The sequence below is a fragment of the Microbispora sp. ATCC PTA-5024 genome, assembly GCF_000511135.2.
GTDB lineage: Bacteria > Actinomycetota > Actinomycetes > Streptosporangiales > Streptosporangiaceae > Microbispora > Microbispora corallina.
In genome coordinates, this window is the sequence record NZ_KI866522.1 from 1,454,846 (window position 1) to 1,476,232 (window position 21,387).

Annotated in this window: 18 protein-coding genes; 14 read left to right on the forward strand and 4 right to left on the reverse strand. The window is 73.0% G+C overall.

The window, feature by feature from the left end:
• Nucleotides 1-55: 55 nt before the first annotated feature.
• Nucleotides 56-1,552 (reverse strand): MFS transporter, encoded by a 1,497-nt coding sequence (locus MPTA5024_RS06535; protein WP_036320770.1) that lies wholly within the window; start codon nt 1,550-1,552, stop codon nt 56-58.
• Nucleotides 1,553-1,638: 86 nt separating this feature from the next.
• Between MPTA5024_RS06535 and MPTA5024_RS06540 the strand changes: the two genes are divergently transcribed.
• Complete coding sequence (locus MPTA5024_RS06540) at nt 1,639-2,382, forward strand: TetR/AcrR family transcriptional regulator (RefSeq protein WP_036323433.1); 744 nt, start codon at nt 1,639-1,641, stop codon at nt 2,380-2,382.
• A 70-nt stretch (nt 2,383-2,452) separates the two neighbouring features.
• On the opposite strand, the gene MPTA5024_RS06545 is transcribed toward MPTA5024_RS06540, so the two are convergent.
• The gene (locus tag MPTA5024_RS06545; protein ID WP_232326245.1) at nt 2,453-3,199 is read right to left on the reverse strand and encodes an IclR family transcriptional regulator; all 747 of its coding nucleotides are present in this window, start codon (nt 3,197-3,199) and stop codon (nt 2,453-2,455) included.
• A 124-nt stretch (nt 3,200-3,323) separates the two neighbouring features.
• On the opposite strand from MPTA5024_RS06545, the gene pobA reads away from it, so the two are divergent.
• Genes pobA through pcaC form a run of 6 tightly spaced genes read left to right on the forward strand, consistent with a single transcriptional unit; the run spans nt 3,324 to nt 7,940 of the window.
• Nucleotides 3,324-4,514: a 4-hydroxybenzoate 3-monooxygenase gene (gene pobA, locus MPTA5024_RS06550; RefSeq protein ID WP_036323434.1), complete on the forward strand. Its 1,191-nt coding sequence runs from the start codon at nt 3,324-3,326 to the stop codon at nt 4,512-4,514.
• Nucleotides 4,511-5,176 carry a protocatechuate 3,4-dioxygenase subunit beta gene (gene pcaH, locus MPTA5024_RS06555; RefSeq protein ID WP_036320774.1) on the forward strand — a complete coding sequence of 222 codons (666 nt, stop codon included), beginning with the start codon at nt 4,511-4,513 and terminating at the stop codon, nt 5,174-5,176. The genes pobA and pcaH overlap by 4 nt, the downstream gene beginning before the upstream one ends.
• On the forward strand, nt 5,173-5,664 hold the full coding sequence (locus tag MPTA5024_RS06560; protein ID WP_036320776.1) for a hypothetical protein: 492 nt from the start codon (nt 5,173-5,175) through the stop codon (nt 5,662-5,664). The genes pcaH and MPTA5024_RS06560 overlap by 4 nt, the downstream gene beginning before the upstream one ends.
• Complete coding sequence (gene pcaB, locus MPTA5024_RS06565; RefSeq protein WP_036320777.1) at nt 5,654-6,823, forward strand: 3-carboxy-cis,cis-muconate cycloisomerase; 1,170 nt, start codon at nt 5,654-5,656, stop codon at nt 6,821-6,823. Before MPTA5024_RS06560 ends, pcaB begins: the two co-directional genes overlap by 11 nt.
• On the forward strand, nt 6,820-7,575 hold the full coding sequence (locus MPTA5024_RS06570; protein ID WP_036320778.1) for an alpha/beta fold hydrolase: 756 nt from the start codon (nt 6,820-6,822) through the stop codon (nt 7,573-7,575). The genes pcaB and MPTA5024_RS06570 overlap by 4 nt, the downstream gene beginning before the upstream one ends.
• Nucleotides 7,572-7,940 carry a 4-carboxymuconolactone decarboxylase gene (gene pcaC / locus MPTA5024_RS06575; protein WP_232326246.1) on the forward strand — a complete coding sequence of 123 codons (369 nt, stop codon included), beginning with the start codon at nt 7,572-7,574 and terminating at the stop codon, nt 7,938-7,940. Before MPTA5024_RS06570 ends, pcaC begins: the two co-directional genes overlap by 4 nt.
• 51 nt (nt 7,941-7,991) lie before the next feature.
• On the opposite strand, the gene MPTA5024_RS06580 is transcribed toward pcaC, so the two are convergent.
• The gene (locus MPTA5024_RS06580) at nt 7,992-12,056 is read right to left on the reverse strand and encodes a hypothetical protein (protein ID WP_036320780.1); all 4,065 of its coding nucleotides are present in this window, start codon (nt 12,054-12,056) and stop codon (nt 7,992-7,994) included.
• A 64-nt stretch (nt 12,057-12,120) separates the two neighbouring features.
• On the opposite strand from MPTA5024_RS06580, the gene MPTA5024_RS40655 reads away from it, so the two are divergent.
• A complete protein-coding gene (locus MPTA5024_RS40655; protein WP_157099310.1) occupies nt 12,121-12,288 on the forward strand; it encodes a hypothetical protein in 168 nt (55 codons plus the stop codon).
• Nucleotides 12,285-12,986, forward strand: a complete 702-nt coding sequence (locus MPTA5024_RS06585; protein ID WP_063794628.1) for a hypothetical protein — start codon at nt 12,285-12,287, stop codon at nt 12,984-12,986. Before MPTA5024_RS40655 ends, MPTA5024_RS06585 begins: the two co-directional genes overlap by 4 nt.
• Before the next feature lie 2 nt (nt 12,987-12,988).
• Here MPTA5024_RS06585 and MPTA5024_RS06590 read toward each other — a convergent pair whose 3' ends face one another.
• Nucleotides 12,989-13,897, reverse strand: coding sequence for a helix-turn-helix transcriptional regulator (locus tag MPTA5024_RS06590; RefSeq protein ID WP_051457771.1), 909 nt, complete (start codon nt 13,895-13,897; stop codon nt 12,989-12,991).
• Nucleotides 13,898-14,107: 210 nt separating this feature from the next.
• Between MPTA5024_RS06590 and MPTA5024_RS06595 the strand changes: the two genes are divergently transcribed.
• From MPTA5024_RS06595 to MPTA5024_RS06610, 5 genes are all read left to right on the forward strand, one after another.
• On the forward strand, nt 14,108-15,082 hold the full coding sequence (locus MPTA5024_RS06595) for an aldo/keto reductase (RefSeq protein ID WP_036320782.1): 975 nt from the start codon (nt 14,108-14,110) through the stop codon (nt 15,080-15,082).
• Nucleotides 15,083-15,488: 406 nt separating this feature from the next.
• Nucleotides 15,489-15,638 carry a hypothetical protein gene (locus tag MPTA5024_RS40660; protein WP_157099311.1) on the forward strand — a complete coding sequence of 50 codons (150 nt, stop codon included), beginning with the start codon at nt 15,489-15,491 and terminating at the stop codon, nt 15,636-15,638.
• Between the two features lie 112 nt (nt 15,639-15,750).
• A complete protein-coding gene (locus MPTA5024_RS06600) occupies nt 15,751-17,367 on the forward strand; it encodes a cellulose binding domain-containing protein (RefSeq protein WP_198166974.1) in 1,617 nt (538 codons plus the stop codon).
• 94 nt (nt 17,368-17,461) lie between these two features.
• Nucleotides 17,462-18,940, forward strand: coding sequence for an arabinofuranosidase catalytic domain-containing protein (locus MPTA5024_RS06605; protein ID WP_036320783.1), 1,479 nt, complete (start codon nt 17,462-17,464; stop codon nt 18,938-18,940).
• Nucleotides 18,941-19,086: 146 nt separating this feature from the next.
• A complete protein-coding gene (locus MPTA5024_RS06610) occupies nt 19,087-20,931 on the forward strand; it encodes a cellulose binding domain-containing protein (protein ID WP_198166975.1) in 1,845 nt (614 codons plus the stop codon).
• Nucleotides 20,932-21,387 lie beyond the last annotated feature (456 nt).

Consider the following 21,387-nt stretch of genomic DNA (forward strand, 5'->3'; position numbering starts at 1 on the left):
CCCTTCGTGACGGCGGCCTGTCGCAGGACCGCCGGCGATGTGGTCTCGGCCCGCCTCACGTGGCCGCGGTGGCGGGTTCGGCCGACGGGGCGCCGTCACGCAAGGGGACCTCGCGGATGAACCAGGCCAGCACGAAGGCGAGGGCGCCCAGCGCGGCGGCGCCGAGGGCCATGGCGTGGACGCCGTCGGAGACGGCGAGGCGAACGGCCTCCCGCGCGGCGGGCGTGAGCCGGACGAGCGCCTCGGGCGTCAAGGAGATCCGGGTGGCGGTCTCCGCGCCGAGGCTGTGGATGAGGGTGTCCTGCAGCCGGGCGGTGTACAGGGCGCCCAGGGCGGCCACGCCCAGTGAGGCGCCCATGGTGTGCCAGAGGGTGACCGAGCCGCTGGCCGCCCCCATGTCGCGCGGCTCGGCGCTGTTGATGGTGATGATCGTGGTGGACTGCATGAGCAGCCCCACCCCGAGCCCGCCGATCAGCGTCAGGGCGGAGGCGAGCGCCAGGTTGACGCCGGGGCGCAGCAGGAGCAGCGCGAGCATGCCGGCCGCCACGGTGGCGCCGCCGAGGATCGGGTAGATCCGGTAGCGGCCGTTGCGGCTGATGAGCCGGCCGGTGCCGATCAGCACGGCGACCATGCCGAGCATCGCGGGCAGGATCAGCAGGCCGCTGGCGATCGGCGAGGCGCCGTGGACCAGCTGCATGTACTGGGGCAGGAAGGTGGCCGCCACCACCATGCCGACGCCGCCGAGGAAGCGGATGACCTGGGCGAGGGTGAAGTTGCGGTCGGCGAACAGGCGCAGCGGGACGATCGGCTCGGCCGCGCGCCGTTCCACGAACAGCAGGGTGGCCAGCGCCGCCGGCCCGACGAGGATCAAGACGAGGATCGGGGCCGATCCCCAGGCGTACTGGGTGCCGCCCCAGCTGGCGACCAGGCTGAGCGCGACCAATACCACCGTCAGCAGCAGCGCCCCGAGGTAGTCGATGCGCGCCCTGATCCGGCGCCGCTCCAGCCGTACGGCGGCGCCGATGAGCAGCAGGGCCGCCGCGCCGACGGGGAGGTTGACGAAGAACGCCCACCGCCAGCCCAGTCGCTCGGCGAACAGGCCGCCGAGCAACGGCCCGGCGACGAAGGCGATCGGCATCATGACCCCGAACAAGCCCATGAGCCTGCCGCTGTGCCGGGGTGGCACCAGCTCGCCGATCAAGGCCAGAGCCCCGGTCATCAGCCCGCCCGCGCCCAGTCCCTGCACCATCCGGAAGCCGACGAGCCGGATCATGTCCTGCGCGGCTCCCGACAGCGCGGAGCCCAGCAGGAACATCGCGATCGCGGCCATGTAGACGACCTTGCGGCCGTACAGGTCGCCGAGTTTGCCCCAGATCGGCGTCGTGGCGGCCATGCAGATCAGATACGCCGTCGCCATCCAGGAGAAGTACTCCAGCCCGCCGAGATCCTTCACGATCGCCGGCAACGCCGGTCCGAGCATCATGCCGTCCAACGGGGCTGTGATCATGCCCAGCATCACGCCGATCACGCCCACACGAAGAGATCGATCCACACGTCCTCCATTTCGCGTACTACGTACGTGAAATGGACCATAGCCATTCAGGTACCATGTACGCAAATAGAAGGAAAGGGATGTGCATGGCCGACGAGGGAGCGACCAGCATCTGGATGCAGCCGGAAGGGCACGAGCGCTCCGGCCCGGGACGGCGCCCCGGCTACAGCCGCCGGCAGATCACCGGGGCGGCCGTCCGGATCGCCGACGCCGAGGGAGTGGAGGCCGCGACCATGCGGCGCATCGCGAGCGAGCTGGGCACCGGCGCCATGTCGCTCTATCGCTACGTACCCCGGCGCGACGACCTGTTCGACCTCATGATCGACCTGGCGATGAGCGAGATCGAGCTCCCCGACGGCCCGTCCGGTGACTGGCGCGGCGACCTGACGCTGCTGGCCCGGCAGATCCGCGCCGCCGGCCTACGCCATCCCTGGCTGATCGCGCTGCTCACCAGTCGGCCCACGCTGGGCCCCAACCTGCTGCGCGTGCACGAGTTCGCACTCGGCGCCTTCAACGGGACCGGGCTCGACATCGACGACATCACCGGCTTCGTCGGCATGCTGAACGACTACGTGCACGGCGCGATCCGCCGCGAGATCGGCTGGCTGGAGGAGGCCCGCCGCACCGGCCTGGACCCCGAGCGCTGGAAGCGGGACTACATGGGACCGTACGTCCGCCAGGTGGTCGAATCCGGCGCCTTCCCCATGTTCAACCAATCGGTTCTCGACTCCCGCACCGCCCACCTCGCCCCTGAGGAACGCTTCCGGCATGGACTCGATCGCATCCTCGACGCCATCGCCGCGCTCATCCCATCGCTCCGTCCCCGTTGAGCGGGAAGGCGGTAACGCTCCCGCGAAGGGCCGGCCGGCGTCCCGGGAGGACGATCCCCCGGCGGCGGTCTCAGTGCGACGACCGGCGGTGACCGGTCACGGCGGCCCGGTAGTCGACGGCGATGCCGGCCGCGACGGTCAGCAGCGGATCGATCAGGCGGGGCAGCTCGCGCACCCGCCACGAGGAGACCACGATCCCGACGGCCGCGACGGCCCGGTCCCCGGCCAGCACCGGCGCGGCCGCCGAGCAGGACCCGAGCGTCATCTCCTCGTGCGTGGTGGCGTACCCCTGGAGGCGCACCTGAGCCAGCTCGCGGGCCAGCCGGCCGGGCTCGGTGATCGTGCGCGGGGTCGGCCGCTCCAGCGGCCGGGACAGGTAGGAGCGCACGAACCAGCCCGGCTCGAAGGCGAGCAGCGCCTTGCCGACACCGGTCGGGTGCATGGGCAGACGGCCGCCGGTGCGCGACACGATGGGCACGGCGCGCTTGCCGTACACCTTGTCCACGTAGAGCACCTCGACCCCGTCGCGCACCGCCAGGTGGACGTTCTCGCCGGTGCCGCCGAGCAGCTCCTGCAGCCAGGGATGCGCCACCTCCTGCAGCGGGTCGGGCGCGAGCTGCCCGAGCTCCCAGAGGCGGCGGCCGATCTGGAAGCGCCCGTCCGCGCCGCGGCGCAGGGCTCGCCACTCCTCCAGCTCCCCGGCCAGCCGGTGGACGGTGCTCAGCGCCATGCCGGTCCGCTCGGCGATCTCCGTGAGCGTGAGCCGCGGGTGGCGGGCGTCGAACGCGCCGAGAATGGCCAGGGCCCGGGAGGTCACTGTACGTCCCGTCTCGCGCGCGCCACCCGGCATGGTGCCCCTCGCTCAGGAAACAATCCGCTGTCTTCCACTGGCTGGAAGCCAAGCCTACGCTCGTCGTGCCCCGCTCCCGATGCTCGTGGACATGCGAACACAGGTCGGGATCATCGGAGCCGGACCGGCCGGCCTGCTGCTGTCCCATCTGCTCCACCTGCGGGGCATCGAGTCCGTCGTGCTCGAACGCCGCAGCCGGGAGTACGTCGAGCGGCGGGTGCGCGCGGGAGTGCTCGAACAGGGCACGGTGGACACCCTCGTCGACGCCGGCGTGGGCGAGCGGCTCAAGCGGGAGGGGCTCGTCCACCGCGGGATCGAGCTGCGGTACGGCGGCGCGGGCCACCGCATCGCCTTCGAGCGGCTGGTGCCGGGCCGGGCCATCACCGTGTACGGGCAGCAGGAGGTCGTCAAGGATCTGATCGCCGCCCGGCTGGCGGCCGGAGGCGACGTCCGCTTCGAGGTGGACGGCGTGGCGGTGCACGACCTGGCCGGCGACCGGCCGTACCTGACCTTCACCGACTCCGGTGGGACGGCCCGGCGGCTCGACTGCGACGTGGTCGCGGGGTGCGACGGCTTCCACGGCGTCTCCCGGCCATCGATCCCCGAGGGGGTGCTGACCGAGTACCACCGCGACTACCCGTTCGCCTGGCTCGGCATCCTCGCGAAAGTGCGGCCGTCGTCGGAAGAGCTGATCTACGCGCGGACCGAGCGCGGCTTCGCGCTGCACAGCATGCGCTCCCCGGAGATCAGCCGCTTCTATCTGCAGGTGGCGCCCGACGAGGACCTCGCCGCGTGGCCCGACGAGCGGATCTGGGCCGAGCTGCGGGCCCGGCTGGAGACCGTGCCCGGCTTCGCCCTCGCGACCGGCGAGATCGTCGAAAGAGGCATAACGCCGATGCGCGGCTACGTGGCCGAGCCCATGCAGTACGGCAGGCTGTTCCTGGCCGGGGACGCGGCGCACATCGTGCCGCCCACCGGCGCGAAGGGGCTCAACCTGGCCGTGGCCGACGTGCGCGTGCTGACCGGGGCGCTGGTCCCCTTCTTCGCCGACGGCTCGGCGGAGGCCCTGGACGGCTACTCGACGGCCTGCCTGCCCCGGGTGTGGCGGGCCCAGCACTTCTCATGGTGGATGACGACGCTGCTGCACACGTTCGACTCCGACGACGCCTACGCCCGGCGGCTGCAGACCTCCCACCTCGACTACGTGACGTCGTCGGAGGCGGGCGGGACCACCCTGGCGGAGAACTACGTGGGCCTGCCCTACCGAGAGGAGTCCCAGTGACGCACCCACCCCACCTCTACCCGGACTACGCCAGCACGGTCCTGCGGGCGCCGTCCCGTCCGCCGCTCGCGATGGACGAGGACCCGGAGGCGGCCGAGCTGACCGGCCCGGTCTTCGGCCGGAGCGAGGTGGATCCGCTCGACGCCGACCTGACGTCGGGGCACGCGGGCGAGCCGATCGGCGAGCGGATCGTCGTCACCGGACGGATCCTCGACGCGGCCGGCCGGCCGGTGCCGGGGACGCTGGTCGAGATCTGGCAGGCCAACGCCGCCGGCCGCTACGCCCACGAGCGCGACGGGCACCCCGCGCCGCTCGACGCCAACTTCACGGGCGCCGGCCGGTGCCTGACCGACGACGAGGGCCGCTACCGGTTCGTCACGGTCAAGCCGGGGGCCTACCCCTGGCGCAACCACCACAACGCGTGGCGGCCGGCGCACATCCACTTCTCGGTGTTCGGCACCGCGTTCACCCAGCGCCTGGTGACGCAGATGTACTTCCCCGGCGATCCGCTGTTCTCCTTCGACCCGATCCTCCAGTCGGTCCCCGGCGCCGCCCGCGACCGGCTGGTCTCCGCCTTCGACCTGGCGGTCACCGAGCCGGAGTGGGCCCTCGGGTACCGGTGGGACGTCGTGCTGGGCCACACCCCGATGGAGGAGGCGTGACCACCCCTTCGCAGACCGTCGGCCCGTTCTTCGGGTTCGCCCTGCCGTACCCGGGCGACTGGGAACTCGTGCCCGAGGGGCATCCGGGGGCCGTCACGATCACCGGCCGGGTGCTGGACGGCGCCGGAGACCCGGTGCCCGACGCCCTGCTCGAACTGTGGACGGGCGACCCCGGCGACCGGGGCGCGCTCGGCCGCGCCGGGGCGGGTGTGTCGGGCTTCGGCCGGTGCGGCACCGCGCCCGACGGCTCCTACCGGTTCCGCACGGCGCCGCCGGCCCGTCCGTACCTGGCGCTGCTGGTCTTCGCGCGGGGCCTGCTCAAGCCGGTGCGGACCCGCGTCTATCTCTCCGGCGTCCCCGGCCCTCCGCTCGACGCGCTGGACCCCGCCCGCCGGGCGACGTTGCTCGCGCGCCGCGAGGGGCAGGACCTCTACCGGTTCGACGTACGGCTCCAGGGCGAGGAGGAGACGGTCTTCCTTGAGTTCTGACGAGGGGCTCCTGTCCCCGGTCCGGGCGGGCACGCGGGCGGAGGCGGCCACGGCCGACCACGCCTGGCTGCGTGCCATGCTGGACGCCGAAGTCGGCCTCGCGCGGGCGCAGGCCCGCCTCGGCGTGATCCCGGAGCGGGCCGCCGCGGCCATAGCGGCTGCGGCCGCCCCCGAGCGCTTCGACGTCGCCAGCCTGGCCCGCCGCGCCAGGGACGCGGGCAACCCCGTCGTGCCGCTGGTCGCGGACCTGCGGGCCGCCGCGCGCGAGGCGGGGGCCTTCGTGCATCACGGGGCGACGAGCCAGGACATCTTCGACACGGCCGCCATGCTGGTGGCCGTACGGGCCCGGCGGGTGATCCTGGCCGACCTCGACCGGGTGCTCGCCGCGCTGGCCCGGCTGGCCGCCGACCACCGCTCCACGCCGATGGCAGGCCGTACGCTCGGGCAGCAGGCCGTCCCGACCACGTTCGGGCTGAAGGCGGCCGGCTGGCTGGCCGGCTGCGCCGACGCGCGCGACCGCCTGGCGGAGCTGCGTCCGCCGGTGCAGCTCGGCGGAGCGGCCGGCACGATGGCCGGATACGGGGACAGGGCGCTCGACCTGCTGCCGTTGTTCGCCGCGGAGACGGGGCTGGCGGAGCCGGCGCTGCCCTGGCACACGCTGCGCACGCCGGTGGCCGACCTCGCCGCCGCGCTCGCCGCCGTCGCGGGCGCGCTCGGCAAGCTCGCCGTCGACGTGATCCTGCTCGCGCAGAGCGAGGTGGGCGAGGTGGCCGAGCCCGCCACACCGGGCCGGGGCGGGTCGTCGGCGATGCCGCACAAGCGCAACCCGGTGCTCGCCACGATGATCCGGGCGGCGGCGCTGCAGGTGCCCGCCCAGGCGCAGATCCTGCTGGCCTCGCGGATCGCCGAGCACGAGCGGGCAGCGGGAAGCTGGCACGCCGAGTGGCAGCCGCTGCGCGAGTGCCTGCGCCTGGCGGGCGGCGCGGCCGAGACGGCCGCCGAACTGGCGGAAGGGCTGGAGGTGTTCCCCGAGCGCATGCGGCGCAACCTCGACGAGCTGTGCGCGGTGCTGGCCGAGCACGACGAGGACCCCGGCGCCGGCTCGGCGGCCGCCCTGGTCGACCGGGCGCTGCGCCGTCACCGGAGGGACGGCTCATGATCCTGCACCACCGCCTCGACGGGCCGCCGGACGCCCCGGTGGTCGTCCTCGGGCCCTCGCTCGGCACGACGCTGGGGCTGTGGGACCCGCAGACGGAGGTGCTCACGCGTACCTGGCGGATCCTCCGCTACGACCTGCCCGGCCACGGGGAGTCGCCGGCGGCGTCGGGCTTCACCGTGGACGATCTCGCCGCCGGCGTGCTGACGCTGCTCGACCGGCACGGGCTGGACGCGGTGGCGTACGCGGGGGTGTCGCTGGGCGGGGCGGTCGGAACGGCGCTGGCGCTGCTCGCACCCGGCCGGGCGGGCAGCCTCGTCCTGTGCTGCGCCTCCGCCCGGTTCGGCACCCCGGAGAGCTGGCGCGAGCGCGCCGCGCTGGTCCGCCGTGAGGGCACGGCGCCGTTGACGACGACGCTGAGGTCGCGGTGGTTCACGGCGGCCTTCCCCGAGGCCGAGCGCCACCTCGACACGCTGCGCGGTGTCGATCCGGAGAGCTACGCCGCGTGCTGCGACGCGCTGGCGGCGTTCGACGCGCGCGGCAGGCTCGGACAGGTCCGCGCTCCGACGCTGGTGATCGCCGGGGCCGAGGACCGGGCGACCCCGCTCGCGGACGCGGAGATCCTGGCGAGCGGCATCCCGGCCGCCGAGCTGGTGGTGGTGCCGGGGGCCGCCCATCTGGCCGGTGTGGAACGCCCGGACGTCGTGACCGCGGCGATCGTCCGGCACCTGCGCGCGACCTGGAGGACGGCGTGAGTCACGAGGACGGCATGCGGGTGCGCCGGGAGGTGCTGGGCGACGCGCACGTCGACCGCGCCCAGGCCGCGACCACGGAGTTCACCGCCGACTTCCAGGACCTCATCACCCGGTACGCCTGGGGGGAGATCTGGACGCGGCCCGGTCTGGACCGCAGGACTCGCAGCTGCGTCACGCTCACCGCCCTGGTGGCGTGCGGGCATCTGGAGGAGCTCGCCATGCACGTGCGCGCCGCCCGGCGCAACGGGCTCACGACGGGCGAGATCAAGGAGGTGCTCCTGCAGACCGCGATCTACTGCGGGGTGCCCGCCGCCAACGCCGCCTTCGCCGTCGCCCAGCGCGTGCTGGCGCAGGAGGACGGATGACGTCGCCGCGTCCGCGTACGCCATAGGGCGCGCGCGGGCGCCCGACGTCGTTCAGAGCACGCGCTCGGCGGCCTCGATCCGGTCGAGGGCCGCGGCGACCGCGGCGGCGTGCGCCGGGGTCAGCCCGTCGAGCAACCGCGGCCCCCGCTCCCCCGCGAGCACCTTGGGCAGGGTGTCGACGACACCCGCCAGGAGGTGGTCACCCTCCCGGAGGAGCAGCTCGTCCGCCACGGCCCGGGCCGCGCCGGCGTCCCCGAGCGCCGCCGCCACCGCCCGGAACAGCAGGGTCGCGACGGGCATCGACCGCCACAGCTGGGCGGGCAGCCGGACGCGTCCGTCGAACACGTCCATCGCCCGGCGGGCGACGGCGAGCTCGGTGACGCCCAGCCCGGACAGCACGCCGCTGTGCCGCTCTCCCGCGGCGATCGCCCGCAGCGCGGTGATCAGGTCCTGGTAGTCCTCGTTGCCGGCGAACGTCACCCGGACCATGGTCGCGGCCTCGTGGTCGCCGCCGGCCGCCGCGTGCATGCCCTCCAGGACGGTGTCCCACATGACCAGGTAGGGGGCGAGCTGCGCGACGGCGGCGGGCAGCAGCCGGTGGACGACGACGTCGAACGCCTCCTCCTGCTCCCGGGCAGACCCGATCCGGTCGAGCGCCTCGGCGAGCGGACCGCCCGCCGCGGCGCACAGCTCAGCCCGGGAGGCGGCGACCCGGTCGGGGACGGCGCCGCTCATCCGGGCGGCCGCCACACGGACGGTGGTGTCCACCCCCGTCCGGCCGGCCAGGGCCGCGAGGAGCGCCGAGGCGAGCAGGTGCGTGAGCGACCCGGGCGCGCCCTGGAGGAACCGGAACACCCCGAGATTGTTGTGCGCGATGGCGATGTCGTGGGCGTTGCCCGCCAGGTAGGAGTAGCGCAGGGCGTCGGCGCCGATGGACAGGGCGGGCTCCTCGTGACCGAGGGCCATCCGGACGGCGGCGAGCGCGCCGAGCGTCTTCCCGAGATACTCCTTGTCCCGCGCCTTCTCGAACACCTGCCGGCAGTGATGGAGCTCCTGCAGCGCCTCGTCGTGCCGTCCCATGCCGATCAGCACGGCGGAGTTCTCGAAACGCGTCCGCGCGAGGTCGAGGTCGCTCGCGCCCCGTCGCAGCTGGGACCGCACGATCCGGCCGCCCAGCTCCAGCGACTCCTCGCCTCTGCCGAGGTCGCCGGCCGCGACCTGGCCGGACCTCAGCAGCATCTCCCACGCCGTCCAGGGCCTGACCTGGCCGCCGCTCTCGTGTCCACCGGGCTCCGGAGGGCCGCCCGCCTCCTCCATCAACCGGTACACCTCGGGCAGGACCTCCTCCGCCCTGCCCAGCGCGAGGAGGATGCGCTGGCGTTGCGCCCGGACGGCGATCCGCATCCACAGATCACGCCTGTCTGTGTACTCGACCGTCCGGTCGGCCAGGGCCAGGGCCTCGGCCACCCGCCCGCTCACCAGCCACATGTCGATCAGGTCGCCGGAGGCCGCCACGGTCGCCGCGTCGTCCCCCTTCTCCAGGGCGGCCGTGTAGAGGGACGACAGGAGGTCCCCGGCCGCGCGGGAGTCGACCGCCTGCATCGCCCGGGCCAGGTTCGCCCTGACGGGAATCTCGAGCTCGGTCCCCTTCAGAGCCCCGGCGCATCGGCGCAGCGGCGTCAGCGCCCAGCGGAGCGTCTCCGGGGAGTAGTCGGTCAGCAGCAGCGGCTCCAGGAGGTACGCGGCCTCCTCCCACATCCCGCTGCGAAGCAGGTAGGGCAGGGCCGTCCTGGTGGCCGCGACGGCCTCCGCCGTGCTGCCGCCCTCCTCCGCCCGGCGGATCGCCTGGCGGGCCATGACGTCGTGGTCGTGCGCCAGCGACCGGTCCATGCTCTCCCGTACGGCGGGGTCGGCGTGGTCGCGGATCGCGGCGGCGACGGCCGGGTGAACGCCCAGCCTGAGGCCCGGTTCCGCGTCCTCCCCCTCGATGGAGACCAGCCCGTGGCCGACCAGCGGGCCCGCGGCCTCCACGGCCCTCGGCGCGTCGCCCTCGCCGTACGTCTGCCAGACACCGTTCCACGTCCGGGCGACGGTGTCGGAGGTGCGGTCGGCGGGTTCGAGACAGGCGAGGAAGAGCGCCATGAGGCGCTGCGGGGCGGCGAGCCGGCCGACGACCTCCAGGGTCCACGACCGCAGGACGCTCAGATAGTCGCCCGCCTGCCCCGCCCACACGCTCTCCGCCATGCCGAGCAGCGGAAGCAGGACCTCGGGCGTGGCCGCCTGCGCGTCGGCGAGCTCCAGCAGCGTCGGATGCCCGTGCGCCGCCGCCACGACCCTGCGGGCCAGGCCGGCGGCGTACTCCGGAGTGAGCTGCGGCGACGTGCCCTCGGCCAGCATGCCCAGGTTGGGCAGCTCGGCCGCCAGGAGGGCGGCCTCCGCGTCCGGCAGCGTGTCCACGGTCTCGACGAGGACCCGGTCCGGGTCGAGCGCCGCGGGCCGATGGCGGGACGTGAGGACGGTTCTGGCCGGTCCCGTGTGCGCGGCGAGCATGTCGAGGAGCAGCCGCCAGCGCTCGTCGCGCCACTCCCCGGCGGCGTCGAGCAGCGGCTCGCAGCCGTCGACGACGAGCAGCAGGCGCTTCTCGCCGAACGTGGCCGCGAGCCCCCGCCGCTCGTCGGCGAGGCTCGCCGCGTCGCCGAGGAGCTCGACGAAGCGCAGGCCGTCCACGGCCTGTTCCATCGCGATCACCAGATCGGCCAGCGTGATGAGCGGATCGGCGGGCTCGTCCGGGACGCCGAACCACACGACCTGGTCGAATCCGCCCGCGTGCAGGTGGGCGAGCTCCTGCGCGCACGACGACTTGCCGGCTCCGGCCATCCCGTGGAAGAGCACAGCCGGGAGCCCGCTGCCGGGGGCGAGGGCCCGGCTGGCGCGGGACATCATGCCGACCCTGCCCACGAAGCGCTCCGGCGGGCCCGGGATGCCGGCGGTGAGGGGCGGCCGGGCGTCCCCGGCCGGCGCGGTCAGGCGGACGGCCGCGGCGTCCCGCCCGAACACGGTGACACCGGCGGCCGACGGCGCGTGCCGGGGATCCGGACCGGCTCTGACAGGGGACAGGGCCTCGGCCAGGGAGAGCCCCTCGTCGAGGAGCGCCGCGAACAGGTCCTCGGCGAGCCCGGCGGCGAACGGCTCGGCCACCGGAAACCGCATGCCGATGACCGGGCAGCCGAGCCGTTCCGCGAGTGCGGGCGCGACGCCGGGAGAGCGCCGGTAGATCTGCAGGTAGCCCTGCCCCCCGGGGTCGGTGAGCCGGAGGAGCTCCGCCCGGGCCTCGTGCGTGGCCGACTCGCACGCGGACGCGAACACCAGGCGCGTCGCCCCGCGCAGCGGCGCGAGCAGCTCGGCCAGGTCGTCACCAGAGACGGGGTCCCGCCCGCCGTCCTCCGCCTCCAGGGTGATGAGGCCGCCGCTTCCGTGCCCGGACAGGTGCAGCACGTCCCACCCGCCCTCGGCGACCGCCTCCGCCAGGCGCCGCCGGGTGACGCCGTACTGCAGCACGCGCAGCTCCACGTCCCGCCCGCCGGCCCTCAGCCGCTCCACCAGGCCGGCGATACGGCGGCGCTCGCGGCGCAGGTTCATCGCGGCCGTCACACCGGGCAGGCTGAACAGCGCGAGGATCCGCACCCCTCGCCCGCCGCCGGTGCGGACGGCCGGGAAGCCGAGGTCCATGCAGACGGTCACGCCGAGGGCGCGCAGCGGCAGCTCCAGAGGGAGGAAGGCGAGCGCGTGCGCCTGTCCGGGAAGCCGGATGTCGACCTCGCAGGGGGCCAGGCGCGTGAGAGCGCCGGTCAGCGGGCCGTACGCGTGCTCGCCGACCCACGCGGCCACCTGCGCGATGATCTCCTCGGCGCCGGCCTGCCGGTCGTCGTACGGCCCCGCGTAGCGGCGCAGGTAGCCGTGGAGATCGGTGAAGGCGTCGTAGCGCCAGTCGTCGCCCGGCAGCGCCGCGCGCCGCTCCCCCAGCGCCCGCCCGTCCGCGTCCCGCAGCGTCCAGTGCCACTCCATCCCCGAGTCCGCCCGCGTGAAGTCGCGGACCTCCAACCACAGCGTCTCCACCGGCGGCCTCCCCTCCCCGGACGGACTCTCGCACACCCCTCGCGAGCCTGGAATACTCTGGCCAATGGGGAACCCGCCCGAGCAGACGCCCGCCGTCAACGCCCTGCGGATCAGCGAGACCGGGGAAGTGGAGTTCTACGACGGCAGCGCCTGGCAGCCCTACCTGGAGCTGTCGGACGACGGTCCCAGCCCGGGCCCCGTGGTCAAGGACGAGGGGCACGACGACCGGTGACCTCTCCCCCATCGCGGCCGGACGTCCAGCAGACGCTCCCCTCGCCACTGGACTCGATCCCCGACCTGCGCGCGGCCGCCAAATGGATCCTCGCCTCCGCGGGCGCGGTCGGGGCCGCGCTCCTCGGCGGCGGCCCGCTCGTCGCCATCGGCAAGGTGCCCGACGCCGGCCACGCGGCCCTGGCGGGGCTCGGCCTGCTCGTCGCGCTCTGCGGGGTCGGCTGGGCGATCTGGCGCACCAGCGACGTGCTGATCCCGCCCATCACGACACTCGCCACCCTGGACGAGCCCGAGCTCAAGCCGCTTCGCGAACTCATCGCCCGCTCGCCCGAGGCCTTCTACGGCTCGGTGGCCCGCGACGTGGCCGGCCTCACGCGGCACCGGCAGATCGCGGCCGGCCTGCGGGCCAAGCTCGCCGAAGAGGGCGATCCCGCGCGGCGCCGCGCCTGGGAGAGCGCCCTGGAGCGGACCCGCGCCAACATCGCGATCAGCGACGCCTACCAGCGCCGTCTGCTCGACTTCATCCACGTCTGGCAGGTCCACGCGAAGCTCCGCCGCGCCCGCGCGCACACGCTGCTGGCCGGCGTGGTCGTCGCCGCCGGGGCGACCGTGTTCATGCTCGCCACCGCCGAGCCGGCGCACCCCGGCGGCCCCGCCACTCCGGCCGCGACCCCCTCGGTGAGCACGGCGGCCACCTGAGGTCAGCGCGCCCGGTCGCGCGCGTCCGTGCCGGCGCCTCGGTCGGCGGGTTCTGGGTCGTGCCGGCCGCCGAGCATGTCGAGCAGGACCATGGCGTCGTGGTCGGGGCTCGCGACGTCGGCGTAGTAGACCACGAGGCGGTGGCCGGGTGTTCCGTCGAGCTGCATGGACTGGTAGCCGAGCGTGAGGTCGTTGACCTGCGGGTGGACGAAGTGCTTGGTGCCGGGGCGATGGGCCCGGACGTCGTAGCGCTCCCACAGCTTGGCGAAGTCGGCGCTCTTCAACAGCAGCTCGCCGACGAGCTGGGCGAGGTCGGGGGCGTCGGGGTCGGTGCCGGCCAGGGCACGCAGGCGTGCGACGCAGCCGCGGATCCGGGTGTCCCAGTCGGGGAACAGGCCGCGGGCGGCGGGGTGGAGGAAGTAGTAGCGGGCGAGGTTGCGCTGCTTCACCGGCCAGCCCTCCATGCCCGCGTACAGATGCAGGCCGCCGGGGTTGGCGGCGAGGACGTCGAGGGTCCGGCTCAGGACGTAGGCGGGACTCGGCCTCAGGTTCTCCAGCAGAAGCGCGACCCCGGGCCGCACCGCGCGGCTGGGCGCGGTGGGCGGCTCGGACGGATTCCTGGCGGCCCGGGCGGCCAACCTGCGCAGATGCTCGTGTTCGTCGCCCTCCAGGCGCAGCGCGCGGGCCAGGGAGTCGACGACGGCGGGGCTGGGATGGGTCTCCTTGCCGCGTTCCAGCCGGGTGTAGTAGTCGATGCTGACCCCGGCGAGAGTGGCGAGCTCCTCGCGGCGCAGCCCGGGGGTGCGGCGAAGCCCCGGGCCGGTGGGGAGGCCGACCCGCTCGGGGGTGAGCTGGGTGCGGCGGGCGCGCAGGAACCCCGCCAGGTCGTTTCTTTGCTGGTCAGCGCTCACGCAGCCAGTGTGCCAGCCCGCTGACCGGGGTGAAGCGGCCGTGGGGGGCCCTGTCACTGCCTGGCACGCCGCTCCCCCGCACCGCGCGGCCTGCAACGGGACGCCGGGAGGCGCGAGGGTGAACAGGCCGCACGGGATCTCGATCCTCGTCGGCTCCTTCATGGGCTGCGACAACGCAGCCCCCGGCTCCCGTACGAAGGCGGAGACAGCATGCGCACCACCACACTCGGCACCCACGGACCGCGGGTCGGCGTCATCGGCCTGGGCGCGATGGGGATGAGCTTCATGTACGACATGGCCACCCCGCGGGACGACGCCGCGTCGGTGTCCGTCATCCATCAGGCCCTCGACCTGGGCGTGACTTTGATCGACACCGCTGACGTCTACGGCCCCCACACCAACGAGGAACTCGTCGGCCGTGCCCTCGCCGGCCGGCGCGACCGCGCGGTGCTCGCCACCAAGGTCGGCCGGGTGGTCGCCGACCCCACCGGCGGCCAGGACAACCTCCCCGTCATCGGGAGCGACGGCCGGCCCGAGCACGTCCGCGCCTCCATCGACGCCAGCCTGCGCCGCCTGGGCACCGACCACGTCGACCTCTACCAGCTCCACCGCGTCGACCCCGCGGTCCCGATCGAGGAGACCTGGGGCGCGATGGCGGAGGCGGTCGCGGCCGGCAAGGCCCGCCACCTTGGCCTGTCGGAGGTCACCGTCGAGGAGATCCGGCGCGCCCAGGCCGTGCACCCGGTCACGACCGTGCAGTCCGAGTTCTCCCTGTGGACCCGCGACGTCCAGGCCGAGGTCCTGCCGTACTGCGAGCGGCAGGGCATCGGCTTCCTGCCGTTCTCGCCTCTGGGCCGCGGCTTCCTCGCCGGCCGCTTCGCCTCCTTCGACGAGTTGCCGCACAACGACCACCGCAGGCGTCTGCCGCGCTTCCAGCAGGACAACCTGCGCGCCAACCTCGGCATCGCGGCCGGGGTCCGCGACGTCGCCGACCGGATCGGCGCCACCCCCGCGCAGGTCGCCCTCGCCTGGCTCCTCGCCCAGGGCCCCCACGTGGTCCCCATCCCCGGTACCAAGACCCCGAGGTACCTCGCCGACAACGCGGCGGCCGCGGACGTCCGCCTGTCCCCGTCGGACCTCGCCGAGCTCGACGCCCTCCCGGCCCCCGTGGGCGCCCGGTACTGATCCCGCCGGACCGGGGGACTCCGGAAAGGGCCGCAGAACGTCCACGCCGGGAGCCCACACCACAACTGAAACTTTCACCACAAGCCGTCGTGGGGGTGAGGTGACAGGGCCGGTAAGGGCGGTGGTACGCCTTCCGTGGGGTGGAGGCCCGGGGGCACGGCTTGACGGGGCCGGGCGGCGTCGTATTTGCTCCGCCGCACCACCACCAATCACCGATGAAGAGAAGGCCCGGTGCGCGAAAGGAAATGTTAGCGCTAACAGAACCTGATCCGCGTCACGGCCGTCGACGGTCTCCTCCTCCGATCCGCGACGTGCGACGAGGACCTCACCTCCATCCCGCCGAGGACGAGCACGCGCTCTGCCCGTCTGGCTACATATGTCGAGGTAGCGGCGAGGAAGGCCCGTGATGAGGCGCGGATCCCCTCACCCGCGGAACGGCGCGCGGACCCTGTCCGGGCCCGCCGTGACGCCGTACGCCGCGGGCGACAGGCCGATCGCGGCCGGCGGGACCACGGCGTCCGGCCTCACCTCCACGGTCGCCCGCACCGGCACCTGACCTCGTCGTTCATCACGAGCGGCCGGCACCCGCACCATCGGTGCCGGCCGCCCGGAAGCGGCGATCCGCCCGCTTCCGCCACACATCCGTTCGCTCACCCCAAGGAGGACCCGTGCGCAAGGTGAGAGCTCTGCTCGGCACCGGCATCCTCATAGGCGGCCTGGTCGCCCTGCAGGACCAGGCCGGCGCCCTGGAGAACGGGGTGGCCCGCACACCCCCCATGGGCTGGAACAGCTGGAACACGTTCGGTTGCAACATCTCCGAGACGCTGATCAAGCAGATGGCCGACGCGATCGTCAGCTCCGGCCTCCGCGACCTCGGCTACAAATACGTCGTCGTCGACGACTGCTGGTTCAACCCCACTCGTGACTCGGCGGGAAACCTGCAGGGCAATCCGTCGAGGTTCCCGAGCGGCATGAAGGCGCTCGGTGACTACCTGCACGGCAAGGGGCTCAAATTCGGCCTCTACGAGGTGCCGGTGGACAAGACCTGCGCGCAGTACTTCGGCAGCTACTCCGGGGCGACCGGAAGCCAGGGGCACGAGGTCCAGGACGCCAGGCAGTTCGCCGCCTGGGGGGTCGACTACCTGAAGTACGACTGGTGCTCGCCCAACGGCACCATCACCGACCAGGTCAACACGTTCGCGAAGATGCGCGACGCGCTGGCGGCGAGCGGGCGGCAGATCGTCTACAGCATCAACCCCAACAGCATCCACGCCAAGACGGGACCGCAGCGCAACTGGGGCGATGTCGCCAACATGTGGCGGACGACCGAGGACATCACCAACAAGTGGGACACCGGTCAGACCAACGGTTACCCGATGGGCATCCAGAACATCGTCAACGTCACCGTCCCCCTCGCGTCGTACGCGAAGCCCGGTGCGTTCAACGACCCCGACATGATGGAGATCGGCCGGGGCGGCATGAACGACACCGAGATGCGCAGCCACTTCGCCCTCTGGGCGATGATGGCCTCACCGCTCATCGCCGGCAACGACATCCGCAGCATGGACGCGGCGACGACGACCATCCTCAAGAACCAGAACCTGATCGCCGTCAACCAGGACTCCCTCGCCCAGCAGGCGCGTCAGATCAGCAACGACGGCACCCGTCGCGTGCTGGCCAAGAACCTGAGCAACGGCGACGTCGCGGTCGCGCTCTTCAACCAGGGCGGCAGCACGACCACGATCAGCACGACCGCGTCCGCGGTCGGCCTGTCGGGCGGCTCGTTCACCCTGCGCGACGCGTGGACCAACGCGACCAGCACCAGCACCGGCGCCATCACGGCCAGCGTGCCGGCGCACGGCACCGTCGTCTACCGGGTCAGCGGCGGCGCCACCCCCTCGCCGACCCCCACGCCGACCCCGTCGCCCACGCTCACGCCTACGCCCACACCTACGCCGTCGCCCACGCCGAGCGGCCAGCCCGCCGGCTGTACGGCGACGTACCACCTGGTCAACGACTGGGGCACGGGCTTCCAGGCCGAGGTGACCGTCGGCAACACCGGGTCGTCCGCGCTCAACGGCTGGACCGTGTCGATGACGCTGAACGGCGGGCAGACGATCACGAGCCTGTGGAACGGGGTGAACACCGGCACCACCGGTGCGGTCACCGTCAGGAACGCCTCCTACAACGGCGCCGTCGCCGGCGGCGGTTCGACGACCTTCGGGTTCACGGCCAACGGCAGCGGCTCGGCGGCCCCCGGCGGCATCACCTGCACGAGCTCGTAGCCGGACGCGGGCCGAGCCGGATCGGCCCGCGGACAGGCGAGCGCGACGTCGCGCTCGCGGAGAACACCACATCCCGTGAGAACGGAAGACTCCTGTGCGACATGTCAGCTCTCTTCGCCGGCGCCTGAGCGTGTCGGCCGCCGCCGTCGCCACGCTGGTGACGGCCGCCGCCGGAGTGGCGGGGACGCACGCCGCGTCCGCCGCCGCCGCCGGATGTCAGGTCACCTACACCGTCACCAACCAGTGGCCCGGCGGTTTCGGCACCAACGTCACCATCAGCAACCTCGGAGACCCGGTCAACGGCTGGCGGCTCACCTGGTCGTTCCCCGCCGGGCAGACCGTCACCCAGCTGTGGAACGGCACCTACACCCAGTCCGGCTCCCAGGTCACGGTCACCAACGCCTCCTACAACGCGACCATCCCCACCGGCGGCAGCACGAATTTCGGATTCAACGGGAGCTGGAACGGCTCCAACCCCGCGCCGTCGAGCTTCGCCCTGAACGGCGTCACCTGCACCGGCGGGGTCACCTCCCCCACCCCGACACCGACACCGACCCCGACACCGACACCGACCCCGACACCGACACCCACGCCGTCGCCGTCGCCGTCGCCGTCGACCAGGCAGCCGTGTGACATCTACGCCTCCGGCGGCACCCCGTGTGTGGCCGCGCACAGCACGACCCGCGCCCTGTACGCCGCCTACACCGGCCCGCTGTACCAGGTGCGGCGCTCCTCCGACAACACCACCCGCGACATCGGCGTCCTCAGCGCCGGCGGGGTCGCCGACTCCGCCGCCCAGGACTCCTTCTGCGCCAACACCAATTGCGTCATCACGGTCATCTACGACCAGTCCGGCCGCAACAACCGCCTCACCCAGGCACCTCCCGGCGGGTTCGCCGGCCCGGCCGCCGGCGGCTACGACAACCTGGCCGACGCCAAGGCCGCCCCGACCACCGTCGGCGGGCACAAGGCCTACGGCGTGTACGTCGCGGCGGGCACCGGCTACCGCAACAACGCCACCAACGGCGTCGCCAAGGGCGACCAGCCCGAAGGCATGTACGCCATCTTCGACGGCACCCACTACAACGGCGGCTGCTGCTTCGACTACGGCAACGCCGAGACCAACAGCCGCGACAACGGCAACGGCACGATGGAAGCCATCTACTTCGGCAACATCAAGGTCTGGGGCTACGGCACCGGCAACGGCCCCTGGATCATGGCCGACCTCGAGAACGGCCTGTTCTCCGGCGTCAACGCCGGCTACAACGCCAACGACCCGACCGTGAACTACCGGTACCTCACCGCGATCATCAAGGGCGAGTCCAACCACTGGGCCATCCGCGGCGGCAACGCCCAATCCGGCGGCCTGTCCACCTTCTACGACGGGAAGCGCCCGAACGTGTCGGGCTACAACCCGATGAAGAAGGAAGGCGCCATCATCCTGGGCATCGGCGGCGACAACAGCCACGGCTCCGCCGGCACCTTCTACGAAGGCGTCATGACCTCCGGCTATCCCAGCGACGCCACCGAGAGCGCGGTGCAGGCCAACATCGTCGCGGCCGGCTACCGGTAGCCCCGGGGAGATCACACCCCGCACCAGATGACAGGGCCGCCTCCGAGCGCATGCGGAGGCGGCCCACCCCCGTCCTGCCGGCTCACGCGACCGCCGGCGACGCCGTCCGCGCGGATGCCCGTCCGGACGGCCAGAAGGAGGAATCCGTGTCCACATCAACCCGCCGGAGACGACGCGGCCGGATCGCCGCAGGAGTCGCCGGACTCCTCGGCGCCGCTTCGCTCGTGCTGATCCCCCAGGGGCCCGCGAACGCCGCGTCCGCGGTCGCCGTGAACGGCGGCACCACCTACCAGACCATCGACGGCTTCGGCGTCTCCGAGGCGTTCGGCCAGGCCAACTCGATCCGCAACCTCGGCGGCTCGGCCCGCCAGCAGGCGCTTGACCTGCTGTTCAGCACGACCAACGGCGCCGGGTTCAGCATCCTGCGCAGCCTCATCCCCTCCGACTCCGGCTCCATCGAGCCCAAGGCCCCGTCCAGCCCGTCGGCGACACCGGCGTACGTGTGGAAGGGCGACGACGCCCAGGACCAGGGGCAGCTGTGGCTGGCCAAGCAGGCCAAGACCTACGGCGTCTCGACCTTCTACAACGACGCGTGGAGCGCGCCGGGCTTCATGAAGACCAACGGCAGCGAGTCGAACGGCGGCTCGCTGTGCGGCACCCCGGGCGCCTCGTGCGGCAGCGGCGACTGGCGGCAGGCCTACGCGAACTACCTCGTGCAGCACGCCAAGTACTGGTCGCAGGCCGGGGTCACGCCCTCCGCCGTCGGCTTCGTCAACGAGCCCACGCTCACCACGAGCTACTCGAGCATGCTGGTGAACACGTCACAGGCCACCAGCTTCCTGTCGGTCTTCGGCCCGGCCATGAGGGCGTCCGGCCTGCCCACGAAGGTGGCGTGCTGCGACACCCTCGGCTTCAACCAGCTGCCCGGCTACGTCAGCGCGGTCACGGCCAACTCCGCCGCCGACTCCGCGGTCGGGCTGTTCACCAGCCACGGCTACTCCGGGGCGCCCACCTCGCCCGTCGGCACGGGCAGCCGCCACCTGTGGGAGTCCGAATGGTCGATCAACGGCAACACGTGGACCAACGTCTGGGACAGCACCGGTGAGGCGTCCGGGATCACCTGGGCGCAGAACATCCACAACGGCATGACCGGCGCCAACCTGAACGCGTTCCTGTACTGGTGGGGCATCAGCAGCACCAGCCATGACAGCTCCCTGGTCGGGCTGAGCGGCTCGACGCTGACCCCGTCGAAGCGCTACTACGCACTCGCCCAGTACAGCCGGTTCATCCGCCCCGGCGCCGTACGGGTCGGGGCCACCACGGGTGACGGCAACCTCAAGGTCAGCGCCTACCGCAACAGCGACGGCTCGGTCGTGGTCGTGGTCCTCAACACCGCCGGCAGCGCCATCTCGGCCGGCTACACCCTCAGCAACACCGGGACGACCACCGGCACGGTCACGCCGTACCTGACCAACGGCGGCAGCAACATCGCCGCCCAGCCGAGCATCGCGCTGTCCGGCGGGACGTTCACCGCCACCGTGCCGGCGCGCTCCCTGGTCACCTACCGGATCACCGGCGGCGGATCCACTCCCTCCCCCAGCCCGACACCCACCCCGACACCGACACCCACCCCGACACCGACACCCACCCCGAGCCCGACGCCGTCGCCGTCCCCGTCGCCGACCCCACCGGTGACCGGCGCGTGCTCGGCGACCATCGAGACGACCAACACCTGGCCGGGCGGGTTCCAGTCCACGGTGACGGTCCGCGCGGGCAGCTCGCCGATCGACGGCTGGACCGTGACGTGGACCTGGCCGGGCGGGCAGACCATCAGCAGTCTGTGGAGCGGCACGCTGAGCGGGTCCGGCTCCGGTGTGACGGTCCGCAACGCCTCCTACAACGGTTCCCTCGGGGCCGGCTCCTCCACCACCTTCGGCTTCACCGCCAACGGCTCGGCGGCGACCCCCACCGCCACCTGCACCAGCCCCTGACGGGGCGGACGAGAGCGTGCCGGGGCCGCGGCCCCGGCACGCTCTTCGGCACGGGTGCCGGCGAGGGCGGTTTGCACCCCTGCTGGTGAATCGGTTCGACTACATCACCCGGTTGGCTCAACCCGGCTCCGCTGACCGCGCACACGCGCCGCCACGCCGTGTCCTCCCGTACGGGCAACGGTTTCCGGACAGCGACGACACACGCCGTTGACGTCCGCGACATCCGCCATTGACATCTGCCGAGGGGGAGATCTAGGCTTCCTGCGAACCGATTCGACAGCCATCTCGAAATGCCGGTGAGCCTTCCGGCGAGCGGGCCGCTCAGGCGGGGGAAGCGGCACCCGAACCCATTCGCGAGGAGTGCGAGATGAACATCGGCGAGACCGCCCGCCGAGCCGGGATGTCACGCGGCACCGGCCCGTGCCCGCTCAGCGCGAGGCGGGCCGGCTTCGGAAA